Genomic DNA, 15,011 nt, shown 5'->3' with positions numbered 1-15,011 from the left:
TCAAGCTGCGGCAGCGAATCATTTATGAGGTCATAAATGTCGTTGCCGCACCTTTCTCTGACGGATGCTCGTCATCTTCACCTTGCCGCTCAAGGTCTGCTGAAAAAAACACGCCGCCGGGCATCTCCTGCCGATATTCTTGCCACCATTTCGCGCATGTCTTTATTGCAAATCGATACCATCAATATTGTGGCGCGCAGTCCTTACCTGGTGCTGTTCAGTCGTTTAGGTGATTATTCCCCGCAATGGCTGGATGACTCGCTACGGCAGGGTGAACTGATGGAGTACTGGGCGCACGAGGCCTGCTTTATGCCGCGCAGTGACTTTATGCTGATACGCCACCGCATGCTGGCGCCGGAGAAAATGGGCTGGAAATATAAAGCGGCGTGGATGACAGAACATGCCCATGAGATTGAGCAGTTACTCCAGCATATCCATCATAACGGGCCGGTACGCTCAGCCGATTTTGAACATCCCCGTAAGGGGGCTAACGGCTGGTGGGAATGGAAGCCGCATAAGCGACACCTTGAAGGACTGTTTACTGCCGGGAAAGTCATGGTGGTGGAGCGGCGTAATTTCCAGCGAGTCTATGATTTAACCCATCGCGTCATGCCGCATTGGGATGATGAACGTGACAGGCTTTCACAAGAGGAAGCCGAAATTGTCATGCTGGACAACAGCGCCCGTAGTCTGGGGATTTTTCGCGAACAGTGGTTGGCAGACTACTATCGTTTGAAGCGTCCGGGATTAAAAAACTGGTGTGATGTGCGCAAGGAACAGCAACAAATTATTCCGGTCGACGTTGAAGGGCTGGGAACCCTGTGGTTGCATAGCGATCTTCAACCGCTGCTTGAGCAGGCATTGGCGGGTAAATTAACAGCAACGCATAGCACGGTTTTATCGCCGTTTGATCCGGTGGTCTGGGATCGTAAACGGGCAGAGCAGCTATTCGATTTTAGCTATCGGCTGGAATGTTATACGCCAGCAGCGAAACGACAATACGGTTATTTTGTCCTGCCTTTGCTGCATCATGGCCAGTTAGTGGGGCGGATGGATGCCAAAATGCACCGTAAAACAGGTGTACTGGAGGTGATTTCGCTATGGTTACAGGATGGGGTCAAACCTGGTGTTACTCTGCAAAAAGGGTTGTTCCAGGCGATTGATGATTTTGCCCGCTGGCAGCAGGCAACGCGCGTGACGCTGGGGCGCTGCCCTGAAGGTATATTTGCTGGCGTACGTCATGGTTGGGAAATAGCCCCAGCCCGTTAAGCGATTATGTTAATATTTACGGATTCACAATCCGGTCCATCTGGAGGAACTATGGATCATCGTCTGCTTGAAATCATTGCCTGCCCGGTATGCAATGGCAAACTCTGGTTTAACCAGGAAAAACAGGAACTAATTTGTAAACCGGATAACCTTGCTTTCCCACTGCGTGATGGCATTCCCGTTTTACTGGAAACTGAAGCTCGCGTTCTGACTGCGGATGAGAGTAAATCATGAGTTTTGTGGTCATTATTCCTGCGCGTTATGCGTCCACCCGTTTGCCGGGCAAGCCGCTGCTGGATATCAACGGCAAGCCGATGATCGTGCATGTGCTGGAGCGTGCGCGTGAATCTGGCGCTGAGCGCATTATCGTTGCCACCGATCATGAAGATGTCGCTCGTGCGGTAGAAGCGGTGGGAGGGGAAGTTTGCATGACCCGGGCCGATCACCAGTCTGGTACCGAGCGTCTGGCGGAAGTCGTCGAGAAATGTGGCTTTAGCGATGATACCGTTATTGTGAACGTTCAGGGTGATGAGCCGATGATCCCAGCGGTCATTATTCGTCAGGTGGCCGAAAATCTGGCGCAACGCCAGGTTGGCATGGCGACCCTTGCGGCTCCCATTCATAGTGCGGAAGAAGCATTCAATCCGAATGCGGTTAAAGTCGTTCTGAACAGCGAAGGCTATGCGCTCTATTTTTCGCGCGCAACGATTCCCTGGGATCGCGACCGTTTTGCCAAAAGCCTGGAAACGGTAGGCGATACCTTCCTGCGTCACCTCGGTATTTACGGTTATCGCGCCGGTTTTATTCGCCGCTATGTTAACTGGCAGCCCAGCCCGCTTGAGCATATTGAAATGCTGGAGCAACTGCGTGTGCTGTGGTACGGCGAAAAAATTCACGTGGCCGTCGCTAAAGAAGTACCGGGTACAGGCGTAGACACTGCTGAGGATCTTGAGCGCGTTCGCGCTGAAATGCGTTAGTTTTTCTCATGGCACTCCACCCATAATACCGCCTATTTTTGGGAGGAGTGTCGTATCGTTACGTTTTCCCTGTGCTTTTCTTTTCATCAATTGATCTCATCCGGGTGACATCTGTCTGCGCGACGCTCATTATGAAAGCAGTAGCTTTTATGAGGGCAATCTGAAATGGAACAGTTGCGTGCCGAACTCAGCCATCTGCTGGGTGAAAAACTCAGTCGTATTGAATGCGTGAATGAGAAAGTGGATACCGCTCTGTGGTCACTGTACGACAGTCAGGGTAATCCGATGCCGCTGATGGCGAGAAGTTTCACCACGCCGGGGATGGCGCAGCAGCTGGCATGGAAAACCTCTATGCTGGCGCGCAGTGGCACGGTACGTATGCCGGTCATTTATGGCGTCTTAACGCATGAGGAGCATCCCGGTCCTGATGTGCTCCTGCTTGAGCGTTTACGTGGCGTGCCGGTGGAAGCGCCTGCCCGAACGCCCGAGCGCTGGGAACATTTAAAAGATCAAATCGTAGAAGGTTTGCTGTCATGGCATCGGCAGGACAGCCGCGGCTGCGTGGGTGCGGTGGATAACACGCAAGAGAACATCTGGCCGTCCTGGTATCGCCAGCGTGTCGAGGTATTGTGGAGCACGTTAAATCAGTTCAACAATACTGGGCTGACGATGCAGGACAAGCGGATTCTGTTCCGCACCCGTGAATGTTTACCCGAGTTATTTGCCGGATTTAATGATAACTGCGTGCTGATCCACGGCAATTTCAGTTTACGCAGCATGCTCAAAGATGCGCGTAGCGATCAGCTCCTGGCGATGGTGGGACCGGGCTTGATGCTATGGGCGCCAAGAGAATATGAATTGTTCCGCTTAATGGACAATGCGCTGGCGGAAAGCCTGCTTTGGCAATATCTGCAACGCGCGCCAGTGGCGGAGTCATTCATCTGGCGGCGCTGGTTGTATGTGTTATGGGATGAGGTGGCGCAACTGGTCAATACCGGACGCTTTAATCGTTCCAACTTTGATCTGGCGACAAAATCCCTGCTGCCGTGGCTCGCCTGATCAACACGTGAACACCGTATCCGGCCTGGAATTCTGCGCTGACCCGTAGGCCTGATAAGACGCGATAGCGTCGCCATCAGGCAATATTTCGGTCAATGTCCCGCTCCCTTCAGCCACTGCCAGATGCGTCCCAGCGTTTCGTATCCGGCACGATCGCTGTGCATCAGCCAGACCGGCGAGGGAATTGCCCGCTCCCATGGATTAAGCGGGGAATCAATCGCTAACTGATTAGCAGGTGCTGGCAGCGGATGTAGCCCGGCCTGCTGGAAGAAAATCATGGCACGCGGTAAGTGCGACGCGGAGGTCACCAGCAGAAACGGCGCGTTGCCGATGGCCTGCTTTACTGCCGCTGCTTCTTCTTCAGTATCTTTGGGTTGATCCAGCATGATGATGTCACCCGCCGGCACCCCCAGCGACTGCGCTACGCGGGCACCAGCTTCCGCGGTACTAACGTTATTCGTTTTTGCGGCGGCACCGGTAAAGATAAGTTTCGACCCTGGATTCGCGCGCCATAGGCGAATACCTTCATTCAGGCGTGGAAGGCTATTGTTAATCAGGTTTGAACTCGGCGCCCACTGAGGGTTCCAGGTATATCCCCCGCCCAGCACCACAATGTATTCCACTTTTTGCGTATCCTGCCAGGTGGGATAGCTGTCCTCAATGGGCTTGAGCAGACTGTCGGCGACGGGTTGTAAACTCAGGAGTAATAGCGCCAGCCAACTCAGGCTGATACACGCTTTCCCTGTTTTTTGAAAGCGGCTAAACCAGACCAGCGCCAGGCCAATACCCATCATTGTTAGCATCAGCGGAAGCGGCAGCATCATACCGCCAATCACTTTCTTCAGCGTAAAAAGCATCCTTTTTGGTTCCTTTTTTAACCATACAGCAGGGGATCTGCAGGGATATTACACCAGGAAGGTTCATTCTCGGCGCGGGTGTGACAAAATAGCGGTTTTACTTAGTCACCCTAAAGCCAGTATGTGGAGAGCCCGATGCGGGATCGCAATTTTGATGACATTGCAGAAAAGTTTTCCCGTAACATTTACGGCACCACCAAAGGCCAATTAAGACAGGCTATTCTTTGGCAGGATTTGGATCGATTATTGGCGACATTCGGCGAGCAACAATTGCATATTCTGGATGCCGGCGGCGGTGAAGGGCAAACGGCCATCAAGATGGCGGAACGTGGGCACTTCGTGACATTATGCGATCTGTCAGGCGAAATGATCGCCCGTGCGCGACAGGCGGCAGAGGCAAAAGGTGTGAGCGGAAACATGCATTTCATACAATGCGCCGCTCAGGACGTTACTGCGCATTTGGAAACCCCGGTTGATCTGATATTGTTTCATGCTGTGCTGGAATGGGTGACGGATCCCGTCAGCGTGTTGCAGACGCTGTGGTCAGTATTGCGTCCCGGCGGCGCGCTGTCGTTAATGTTCTACAATGCTAACGGTCTGTTGATGCATAACATGGTCGCAGGGAACTTTGACTATGTGCAGGTGGGGATGCCGAAACGTAAAAAGCGTACGCTTTCACCGGACTACCCACGCGATCCGGGGCAGGTTTACCAGTGGCTGGAACAGATCGGTTGGCAGATAACGAGTAAAACGGGCGTCCGAGTGTTTCATGACTATCTGCGGGATAAGCATAAACAACATGACGACTATGAAATGTTACTTGAGTTAGAAACGCGCTATTGCCGCCAGGAACCGTATATCAGCCTTGGGCGCTATATTCATGTCACCGCGATTAAAAGTCCGGCCCGAGCCGCAGATGCAAGGATAACCTATGAGTGAATTTTCCCAGACAGTCCCCGAACTGGTTGCCTGGGCCAGAAAAAATGACTTCTCCATCTCTCTGCCGGTAGACAGACTTTCGTTCCTGCTGGCGGTCGCCACTCTGAACGGCGAGCGACTTGACGGCGAGATGAGTGAAGGTGAGCTGGTGGATGCGTTCCGCCATGTGAGTGATGCGTTTGAGCAAACCAGCGAAACCATTGGCGTACGTGCTAACAACGCGATTAACGATATGGTGCGTCAACGTCTGCTGAACCGCTTTACCAGCGAGCAGGCGGAAGGCAATGCCATATATCGTTTAACGCCGCTCGGGATTGGCATCACGGATTACTACATACGTCAGCGCGAATTCTCTACGCTGCGTCTTTCAATGCAACTGTCGATTGTTGCAGGCGAACTGAAGCGCGCGGCGGATGCGGCAGCGGAAGGCGGCGATGAGTTCCACTGGCATCGCAATGTTTACGCGCCATTGAAATATTCGGTGGCGGAGATTTTCGACAGTATCGATCTCACCCAGCGCATCATGGATGAACAGCAGCAGCAGGTGAAAGACGATATCGCGCAGTTGCTGAACAAAGACTGGCGGGCGGCGATTTCCAGCTGTGAACTGCTGCTTTCTGAAACTTCCGGGACGCTGCGCGAACTGCAGGATACGTTGGAAGCGGCGGGGGATAAGCTACAGGCAAACCTGCTACGAATCCAGGATGCCACGATGGCGCATGACGATTTGCATTTTGTCGACAGACTGGTGTTTGACTTACAAAGTAAGCTCGACCGAATTATCAGTTGGGGCCAGCAGTCTATTGATTTGTGGATCGGTTACGATCGCCATGTGCATAAGTTTATCCGTACCGCGATTGATATGGATAAAAACCGCGTCTTTGCCCAGCGTTTGCGCCAGTCCGTGCAGACTTATTTTGACGATCCATGGGCGCTGACTTATGCCAACGCCGACCGTCTGCTGGATATGCGTGATGAAGAGATGGTCCTGCGTGACGAAGAGGTCACCGGTGAGCTTCCGACAGATCTGGAATATGAAGAATTTAACGAGATCCGTGAGCAACTGGCGGCGATCATCGAAGAACAGTTGGCTATCTACAAATCCAGACAAACGCCACTGGATCTCGGTTTGGTAGTGCGCAAGTATCTGGCGCAATATCCACGTGCGCGTCATTTCGACGTCGCGCGTATTGTTATCGATCAGGCGGTACGTCTTGGCGTAGCGCAAGCAGATTTCACCGGACTGCCAGCCAAATGGCAGCCGATTAATGATTACGGAGCCAAGGTACAGGCGCATGTCATTGACAAATATTGAACAAGTGATGCCGGTAAAGCTGGCGCAGGCGCTGGCGAATCCGTTATTTCCGGCGCTGGATAGCGCCTTACGTTCGGGCCGACATATCGGCCTGGATGAACTGGATAATCATGCCTTCCTGATGGATTTTCAGGAATATTTTGAAGAATTTTATAGCCGCTATAACGTGGAACTGATCCGCGCGCCGGAAGGATTCTTCTACCTTCGTCCCCGTTCAACGACGCTCATTCCGCGTTCGGTTCTGTCCGAACTGGACATGATGGTGGGTAAAATTCTTTGCTATCTCTATCTCAGCCCGGAACGCCTGGCGAATGAAGGGATTTTTACCCAGCAAGAGTTATACGACGAGTTGTTGACGCTGGCGGATGAAGCGAAACTGCTGAAGCTGGTGAACAATCGTTCAACCGGTTCGGACGTTGACCGTCAGAAGCTACAGGAAAAGGTACGTTCTTCGCTAAACCGTCTGCGTCGCTTAGGCATGGTGTGGTTTCTGGGTCACGACAGCAGCAAATTCCGTATTACGGAATCGGTCTTCCGCTTTGGCGCGGACGTACGCACCGGTGACGATCCGCGCGAAGCACAGCGTCGCTTAATTCGTGATGGCGAAGCGATGCCGGTCGAGAACCGCCTGCAGCTCAACGATGAGCCCGAAGAGAATCAGCCGGACAGTGGAGAAGAAGAATAATGATTGAACGCGGTAAATTTCGCTCACTTACGCTGATTAACTGGAATGGCTTTTTTGCCCGTACGTTCGACCTGGATGAATTGGTCACCACGCTGTCCGGTGGTAACGGTGCGGGAAAATCCACGACCATGGCGGCATTTGTTACGGCGCTCATCCCGGATTTAACCCTGCTGCATTTCCGTAATACCACCGAAGCCGGTGCGACCAGCGGTTCACGTGACAAAGGTCTGCACGGTAAGCTGAAGGCGGGGGTCTGTTACTCAATGCTTGACGTCCTCAACTCCCGCCATCAGCGCGTGGTTGTCGGCGTTCGTCTGCAACAGGTTGCCGGTCGCGATCGTAAAGTGGATATCAAGCCGTTTGCCATTCAGGGGCTGCCGATGTCGGTGCAGCCCACTCAGTTGGTTACGGAAACGCTGAACGAACGCCAGGCGCGCGTCCTGTCTCTCCCTGAGCTGAAAGAGAAGCTTGATGAGATGGAAGGCGTGCAGTTTAAGCAGTTCAACTCGATAACGGATTATCACTCGCTGATGTTCGATCTGGGCATCATTGCCCGTCGTCTGCGCTCTGCGTCCGATCGTAGTAAATTCTATCGTTTGATTGAAGCCTCGCTGTATGGCGGTATCTCCAGCGCTATTACTCGCTCGCTGCGTGATTACCTGCTGCCAGAAAACAGCGGCGTACGCAAAGCGTTCCAGGATATGGAAGCCGCGCTGCGTGAAAACCGCATGACCCTGGAAGCCATTCGCGTAACCCAGTCTGACCGCGATCTGTTTAAGCATTTGATCAGCGAAGCGACCAACTACGTGGCAGCGGATTATATGCGCCATGCCAACGAGCGCCGTATTCATCTGGATAAAGCGCTGGAATATCGTCGTGAACTGCATACCTCACGCCAGCAGTTGGCTGCTGAGCAGTATAAGCACGTGGATATGGCGCGCGAACTGGGCGAGCATAACGGCGCGGAAGGCGATCTGGAAGCTGATTACCAGGCAGCGAGCGATCACCTCAATCTGGTGCAAACCGCGCTGCGTCAGCAGGAAAAAATTGAACGCTATGAAGCGGATCTCGAGGAATTACAGATCCGTCTCGAAGAACAAAATGAGGTCGTCGCGGAAGCCGTTGACCGCCAGGATGAAAACGAAGCCCGCGCGGAAGCCGCTGAGCTGGAAGTGGATGAGCTGAAAAGTCAGCTTGCCGATTATCAGCAGGCGCTGGATGTCCAGCAAACGCGAGCTATCCAGTATACCCAGGCGATTCAGGCGTTAAGCCGGGCCAAAGAGTTGTGCCACTTACCGGATCTGACAGCCGACAGCGCTGCCGAATGGCTGGAAACCTTCCAGGCCAAAGAGCAGGAAGCCACAGAAAAACTGTTGACGCTGGAACAAAAAATGAGCGTGGCGCAAACCGCGCACAGCCAGTTTGAACAGGCTTATCAACTGGTGGCGGCGATCAACGGCCCACTGGCGCGTGGTGAGGCCTGGAGCGTGGCGCGTGAACTGCTGCGGGAAGGCGTTGAGCAGCGTCACCTGGCGGAACAGGTTCAGCCGTTGCGTATGCGTCTTAGCGAACTGGAGCAGCGTCTGCGCGAGCAGCAGGACGCCGAGCGGCTGCTGGCTGAATTCTGCAAACGCCAGGGTAAACAGTTCGATATCGATGAACTGGAAGCGCTGCATCAGGAACTGGAAGCGCGCATCGCCGCCTTGTCGGACAGCGTATCGTCAGCCAGCGAACAGCGAATGACGCTGCGTCAGGAACAGGAACAACTGCAGTCGCGTATCCAGCATTTGATGAAACGCGCGCCGGTCTGGCTGGCCGCGCAAAATAGCCTGAATCAACTTAGCGAACAGTGCGGCGAAGAGTTTACCTCCAGCCAGGACGTGACCGAATATTTGCAGCAATTGCTGGAGCGCGAGCGTGAAGCCATTGTTGAGCGCGATGAAGTTGGCGCGCGCAAAAACGCGGTTGATGAAGAAATTGAACGTTTAAGTCAGCCGGGCGGGGCGGAAGATCAGCGTCTGAACGCGCTGGCGGAACGCTTCGGCGGCGTGTTGCTGTCAGAAATTTATGACGACGTTAGCCTTGAAGATGCGCCGTACTTCTCCGCGCTGTACGGTCCGTCGCGCCATGCTATCGTGGTGCCGGATCTGTCGCTGATTACCGAACAGCTTGAAGGACTGACGGATTGTCCGGAAGATCTCTATTTTATCGAAGGGGATCCGCAGTCGTTTGATGACAGCGTTTTCAGCGTTGATGAGCTGGAAAAAGCGGTGGTGGTGAAAACCGCCGAACGTCAGTGGCGTTATTCCCGCTTCCCGACGGTGCCGATTTTTGGCCGCGCCGCGCGCGAAAGCCGTATCGAAACCCTGCATGCCGAGCGTGAAGGGCTGTCTGAACGTTTCGCCACGCTCTCTTTTGACGTCCAGAAAACCCAGCGTCTGCATCAGGCGTTCAGCCGCTTTATCGGCAGCCATTTGTCGGTGGCGTTTGAAGCCGATCCAGAAGCGGAGATTCGTCAGTTGAACAGCCGCCGCGTTGAACTGGAGCGTGCGCTGACCAATCATGAAAATGATAACCAGCAAAGCCGTATGCAGTTTGAACAGGCGAAAGAGGGGGTCTCTGCGCTGAACCGCCTGCTGCCGCGTTTAAATCTGCTGGCCGATGAAACGCTTGCCGATCGCGTGGACGAAATTCGTGAGCGTCTGGATGAAGCTCAGGAAGCGGCGCGTTTTGTGCAGCAGCACGGCAATCAGTTAGCCAAACTGGAACCGATGGTTTCGGTTCTGCAAAATGACCCTGAGCAGTTTGAACAACTGAAGGAAGATTACGCCTATTCCCAGCAGATGCAGCGTGATGCGCGTCAGCAGGCGTTTGCGCTGACAGAGGTCGTACAACGTCGGGCGCACTTTAGCTATTCCGATTCAGCCGAAATGCTGAGCGGCAACAGCGATCTGAACGAAAAACTGCGCCAACGCCTGGAACAGGCGGAAGCTGAACGTACCCGCGCTCGTGAAGCGCTGCGCAGCCACGCCGCGCAGTTAAGCCAGTACAACCAGGTCATGGCGTCGCTGAAAAGCTCCTATGACACTAAAAAAGAACTGCTCAACGATTTACAACGTGAACTGCAGGATATCGGCGTTCGTGCTGACAGCGGTGCTGAAGAGCGTGCCCGTATTCGTCGGGATGAACTGCACGCGCAGCTCAGTAACAACCGTGCGCGCCGTAACCAGCTGGAAAAAGCGCTGACCTTCTGCGAAGCGGAGATGGACAACCTGACCCGCAAACTGCGCAAACTGGAACGCGATTATTTTGAGATGCGCGAACAGGTAGTGATGGCGAAAGCCGGCTGGTGTGCCGTGATGCGCATGGTGAAAGACAACGGCGTTGAACGCCGTCTGCACCGTCGCGAGCTGGCATATCTTTCTGGTGATGAACTGCGTTCGATGTCGGATAAGGCGCTCGGTGCGCTGCGTCTGGCGGTGGCGGATAACGAACACCTGCGTGATGTGTTGCGCATGTCTGAAGATCCGAAGCGCCCGGAGCGTAAAATTCAGTTCTTTGTCGCGGTTTATCAGCATCTGCGTGAACGTATTCGTCAGGATATTATTCGTACCGACGATCCGGTGGAAGCGATTGAACAGATGGAGATCGAACTGAGCCGTCTGACGGAAGAATTAACCTCGCGTGAACAGAAGCTGGCGATCAGCTCCCGCAGCGTGGCGAACATCATTCGTAAGACGATTCAGCGCGAACAAAACCGTATTCGTATGCTGAACCAGGGGCTGCAAAACGTGTCGTTTGGCCAGGTCAACAGCGTGCGTCTGAACGTCAACGTGCGTGAAACGCATGCCACTTTGCTGGACGTACTTTCCGAGCAGCATGAACAGCACCAGGATCTGTTTAACAGCAACCGTCTGACCTTCTCTGAAGCACTGGCGAAGCTGTATCAGCGACTGAATCCGCAGATTGATATGGGGCAACGCACGCCGCAAACCATTGGCGAAGAGCTGCTGGACTACCGTAACTATCTGGAAATGGAAGTCGAGGTTAACCGTGGATCTGACGGTTGGCTGCGTGCTGAATCTGGCGCACTGTCCACCGGTGAAGCGATCGGGACCGGGATGTCTATTCTGGTGATGGTTGTGCAAAGCTGGGAAGACGAAGGTCGCAGACTGCGTGGGAAAGATATCTCGCCATGCCGACTGTTGTTCCTTGATGAAGCCGCACGACTGGATGCCCGCTCTATCGCGACCCTGTTTGAACTGTGCGAGCGTTTGCAGATGCAACTGATTATCGCGGCACCGGAAAACATCAGCCCGGAGAAAGGCACCACCTACAAACTGGTGCGTAAAGTCTTCCAGAACACCGAGCACGTTCACGTGGTGGGGCTACGCGGGTTTGCCCCGCAGTTACCTGAACCACTGCCGGGAACTGAAGACGCTTCCTCACAGGCAAGCTAACGAAGAAGGCGGCTAAATAGCCGCCTTCTGCTTTTCTGAAAAGCACGTAATGCCTGGTGTGATTTCTTTAGACTTCTTTACATTAGGTTAGGCAAAAACTATTTGATGTTTATATACTAAAGGTAAGCCTAACGCATCGCAGGCTTGCTCGTCATACTTCAGCGTGTATTGGCGTTTTACAGGTCCGACCCCAACTAACTTAGGGGGAATGCATACGGCCTGGCTATCCAAAGTATGATAAAGAAAACAGGGGGCAAGGGATGTTGCTTAATAAAATGTGTGGTCGTCGGCTCTCGGCAATCAGTTTGTGCCTGGCCGTAACATTCGCTCCACTGTTCAATGCGCAGGCCGATGAGCCTGAAATGATTCCTGGCGATAGCTCAGCGTCCGTCAGTGAACAGCCTACGGCGTTATCGCAACCGCAGGTTCAATCTTCCGCTACTGCTATTATGGCGGGTATTCAACCGCTGCCAGAGGGCATGTCTGTCGATAAGGCGCGCGCCGACTTACAATCTCAACTTCCAGCGGGCTTCACGCCGGTATACATGAGTCAGTTGGAGCTGCTGTACGCTGCGCGCGATATGAAACCGATGTGGGAAAATCGTGATGCGGTAAAAGCATTTCAGCAACAGTTAGCCGAGGTGGCGATTGCTGGTTTCCAGCCGCAATTTACCACTTGGGTCGTATTGCTGACTGATCCGGCGGTAACCGGTCAGGCGCGAGACATCGTGCTTTCTGATGCCCTGATGGGATATCTGCACTTTATCGCGAATATTCCTGTCAAAGGTAATCGCTGGCTCTACAGTAACAAGCCCTATGCGCTGGCAACTCCGCCGATTTCCGTGATCAACCAATGGCAGGTGGCGCTGGATAATGGCCAGCTGACGTCGTTTATTGCCAGCCTGGCGCCTCAGCATCCGCAGTATGCAGCCATGCATGAATCGTTGCTAAAACTGCTGAGCGATACGCGTCCCTGGCCGCAGTTAACCAGTACCGCGACGCTGCGTCCTGGCGAGTGGAGTAACGACATCCCCGCGTTGCGTGAAATTTTACGCCGTACCGGGATACTCGAATCAGTCGTCAGTACGGCTGCTAAAGAAGGGCGTAGCGCTTACGGCAGTGAACTGGTCGAGGCGGTGAAGCGGTTTCAGACCTGGCAGGGGCTGGGGGCTGATGGCGCAATTGGACCCGCGACGCGTGACTGGCTGAACGTAACGCCCGCGCAGCGTGCGGGGGTGCTGGCGTTGAATATTCAGCGTTTGCGGCTGCTGCCGAGTGACTTATCTACCGGGATCATGGTCAATATTCCTGCCTACTCGCTGGTCTATTACCAGAACGGTAATCAGGTGCTGGCCTCCCGCGTCATCGTCGGGCGTCCCGATCGTAAAACGCCGATGATGAGCAGTGCGCTGAATAATGTGGTCGTGAACCCGCCGTGGAACGTCCCGCCGACGCTGGCACGAAAAGATATTCTGCCTAAGTTGTGGAATGATCCGGGATACCTTGAGCGTCACGGCTATACCGTAATGCGCGGCTGGAATAGCAAAGAGACGATAGATCCGTGGCAGGTTGACTGGGCGACCATCACCGCATCCAATCTGCCGTTCCGCTTCCAGCAGGCACCGGGCGCGCGTAACTCACTCGGACGTTATAAATTTAATATGCCGAGTTCAGATGCTATTTATTTGCACGATACGCCGAATCACAATCTGTTCCAGAAAGATACGCGGGCGCTTAGTTCAGGCTGCGTGCGTGTGAATAAGGCATCTGAGCTGGCGAATATGCTGTTACAGGATGCGGGATGGAATGATTCGCGCATCTCGGACGCCCTGAAGCAAGGGGATACACGGTACGTGAATATTCGCCAGAATATTCCGGTCAATCTCTACTACCTGACCGCGTTTGTGGGAGCGGATGGTCGGACGCAGTATCGTACAGATATTTACAATTACGATCTGACAGCGCGATCCAGCGCACAAATTGTGTCAAAAGCCGAACAATTAATCAGATAAATGAAGCAGTTCGAGGAAAATGATTGTCGTAAGTTATGTCGGAAACGGGGCAAAATGGCTGTAAGCCCCGTATTTCCTGGGGTTGGGAGCCTTGACGTGGACTACTTAGCCAGATAAGGTTTCCCGCGTGCGCTAGAGCATACATACGATAACATTGACCTTGTAGATCTTAATACCATGGACAAATTTGACGCTAATCGCCGCAAACTGCTGGCGCTTGGTGGCATTGCCCTCGGCGCTGCCATCCTGCCTACGCCCGCGTTTGCCACACTCTCTACCCCACGTCCGCGTATCTTGACTCTGAATAACCTGCATACCGGTGAGTCAATAAAAGCAGAGTTTTTCGATGGCAGGGGCTATATTCAGGACGAATTAGCTAAACTTAACCACTTTTTCCGTGATTTTCGGGCCAATAAAGTGAAATCCATTGACCCGGGATTGTTTGACCAACTCTTCCGTCTGCAGGGCCTGCTGGGCACGCGTAAACCCGTACAGCTGATCTCTGGCTATCGCTCAATCGATACCAATAATGAACTCCGTGCGCGCAGCCGTGGTGTCGCTAAGAAAAGCTACCACACGAAAGGCCAGGCTATGGATTTCCATATTGAAGGCATCGCATTAAGTAATATTCGCAAAGCTGCGTTATCTATGCGCGCAGGTGGTGTAGGATACTACCCCAGCAGTAACTTTGTGCATATTGACACCGGACCTGCACGGCACTGGTGATCCGTAAGCTTAATGAAACAGGAGCTGTATGAACTATCGTATTATTCCGGTCACTGCATTTGCCCAGAACTGCTCGTTAATCTGGTGTGAGCAGACTCGTCTGGCCGCGCTGGTCGATCCCGGCGGCGATGCCGGGAAAATCAAACAGGAAGTGGATGCCAGCGGTCTGACGCTTATGCAGATCCTGCTCACTCATGGTCATCTTGACCACGTTGGGGCGGCGGCTGAACTGGCACAGCATTATGGTGTCCCGGTTATTGGCCCGGAAAAAGAAGATGAGTTCTGGCTACAGGGGCTGCCTGCTCAGAGCAGGATGTTTGGCCTGGGAGATTGTGAGCCGCTGACGCCCGATCGCTGGTTGAATGAAGGCGACCGGATAAGCGTGGGCAATGTGACGTTACACGTACTGCATTGTCCGGGCCACACGCCGGGGCATGTGGTCTTCTTTGATGAGCAGTCAAAATTACTGATTTCGGGTGACGTGATTTTCAAAGGCGGCGTAGGACGCAGCGACTTCCCGCGCGGCGATCACAGCCAATTGATTGATTCGATTAAACGTAAACTGTTGCCGTTGGGCGATGACGTGACGTTTATTCCGGGCCACGGTCCACTTTCTACGCTGGGTCACGAACGGTTGCATAACCCGTTCCTGCAGGATGAAATGCCTGTCTGGTAAAAGCGCAGATAAATAAAAAGGCCGCGATTGCGGCCT

General features: G+C 53.6%; 12 protein-coding genes. 11 read left to right on the top strand and 1 reads right to left on the bottom strand.

All coding sequences use genetic code 11. The features are described 5' to 3' along the window. Positions 1-36 precede the first annotated feature (36 nt). From OGV69_RS20270 to OGV69_RS20255, 4 genes are all read left to right on the top strand, one after another. Positions 37-1,269 (top strand): winged helix-turn-helix domain-containing protein, encoded by a 1,233-nt coding sequence (locus OGV69_RS20270; protein WP_038639320.1) that lies wholly within the window; start codon positions 37-39, stop codon positions 1,267-1,269. A gap of 51 nt (positions 1,270-1,320) precedes the next feature. Further along, the gene (gene ycaR / locus OGV69_RS20265) at positions 1,321-1,503 is read left to right on the top strand and encodes a protein YcaR (RefSeq protein WP_038639323.1); all 183 of its coding nucleotides are present in this window, start codon (positions 1,321-1,323) and stop codon (positions 1,501-1,503) included. After that, a complete protein-coding gene (gene kdsB / locus OGV69_RS20260; protein ID WP_069323250.1) occupies positions 1,500-2,246 on the top strand; it encodes a 3-deoxy-manno-octulosonate cytidylyltransferase in 747 nt (248 codons plus the stop codon). Before ycaR ends, kdsB begins: the two co-directional genes overlap by 4 nt. A gap of 165 nt (positions 2,247-2,411) precedes the next feature. Continuing rightward, positions 2,412-3,305, top strand: coding sequence for a YcbJ family phosphotransferase (locus OGV69_RS20255; protein ID WP_069323251.1), 894 nt, complete (start codon positions 2,412-2,414; stop codon positions 3,303-3,305). Between the two features lie 92 nt (positions 3,306-3,397). On the opposite strand, the gene elyC is transcribed toward OGV69_RS20255, so the two are convergent. Continuing rightward, positions 3,398-4,162, bottom strand: coding sequence for an envelope biogenesis factor ElyC (gene elyC / locus OGV69_RS20250; RefSeq protein ID WP_069323252.1), 765 nt, complete (start codon positions 4,160-4,162; stop codon positions 3,398-3,400). 135 nt (positions 4,163-4,297) lie between these two features. Here elyC and cmoM point away from each other — a divergent pair, with 135 nt between their 5' ends. From cmoM to OGV69_RS20215, 7 genes are all read left to right on the top strand, one after another. Beyond that, positions 4,298-5,101, top strand: a complete 804-nt coding sequence (cmoM, locus tag OGV69_RS20245; protein WP_069323253.1) for a tRNA uridine 5-oxyacetic acid(34) methyltransferase CmoM — start codon at positions 4,298-4,300, stop codon at positions 5,099-5,101. Further along, the gene (gene mukF / locus OGV69_RS20240) at positions 5,094-6,416 is read left to right on the top strand and encodes a chromosome partition protein MukF (RefSeq protein ID WP_069323254.1); all 1,323 of its coding nucleotides are present in this window, start codon (positions 5,094-5,096) and stop codon (positions 6,414-6,416) included. Before cmoM ends, mukF begins: the two co-directional genes overlap by 8 nt. Further along, complete coding sequence (mukE, locus tag OGV69_RS20235) at positions 6,397-7,101, top strand: chromosome partition protein MukE (RefSeq protein WP_038639343.1); 705 nt, start codon at positions 6,397-6,399, stop codon at positions 7,099-7,101. Before mukF ends, mukE begins: the two co-directional genes overlap by 20 nt. Next, positions 7,101-11,561: a chromosome partition protein MukB gene (gene mukB, locus OGV69_RS20230; RefSeq protein WP_069323255.1), complete on the top strand. Its 4,461-nt coding sequence runs from the start codon at positions 7,101-7,103 to the stop codon at positions 11,559-11,561. The genes mukE and mukB overlap by 1 nt, the downstream gene beginning before the upstream one ends. Before the next feature lie 260 nt (positions 11,562-11,821). Then, entirely contained in the window at positions 11,822-13,573 is a 1,752-nt protein-coding gene (gene ldtD, locus OGV69_RS20225; protein WP_286469449.1) for a L,D-transpeptidase, read from the top strand. A 177-nt stretch (positions 13,574-13,750) separates the two neighbouring features. After that, on the top strand, positions 13,751-14,299 hold the full coding sequence (gene mepK / locus OGV69_RS20220; RefSeq protein ID WP_003831948.1) for a peptidoglycan L,D-endopeptidase MepK: 549 nt from the start codon (positions 13,751-13,753) through the stop codon (positions 14,297-14,299). A gap of 28 nt (positions 14,300-14,327) precedes the next feature. Beyond that, positions 14,328-14,975 carry an MBL fold metallo-hydrolase gene (locus tag OGV69_RS20215; RefSeq protein ID WP_038639351.1) on the top strand — a complete coding sequence of 216 codons (648 nt, stop codon included), beginning with the start codon at positions 14,328-14,330 and terminating at the stop codon, positions 14,973-14,975. Positions 14,976-15,011: the final 36 nt, after the last annotated feature.

It is taken from the genome of Citrobacter sp. Cc139, from assembly GCF_030334645.1.
Classification (GTDB): Bacteria; Pseudomonadota; Gammaproteobacteria; order Enterobacterales; family Enterobacteriaceae; genus Citrobacter; species Citrobacter werkmanii.
The sequence above is the reverse complement of the archived record's forward strand: the minus strand, read 5'-3'. Positions and strand labels throughout refer to the sequence as shown.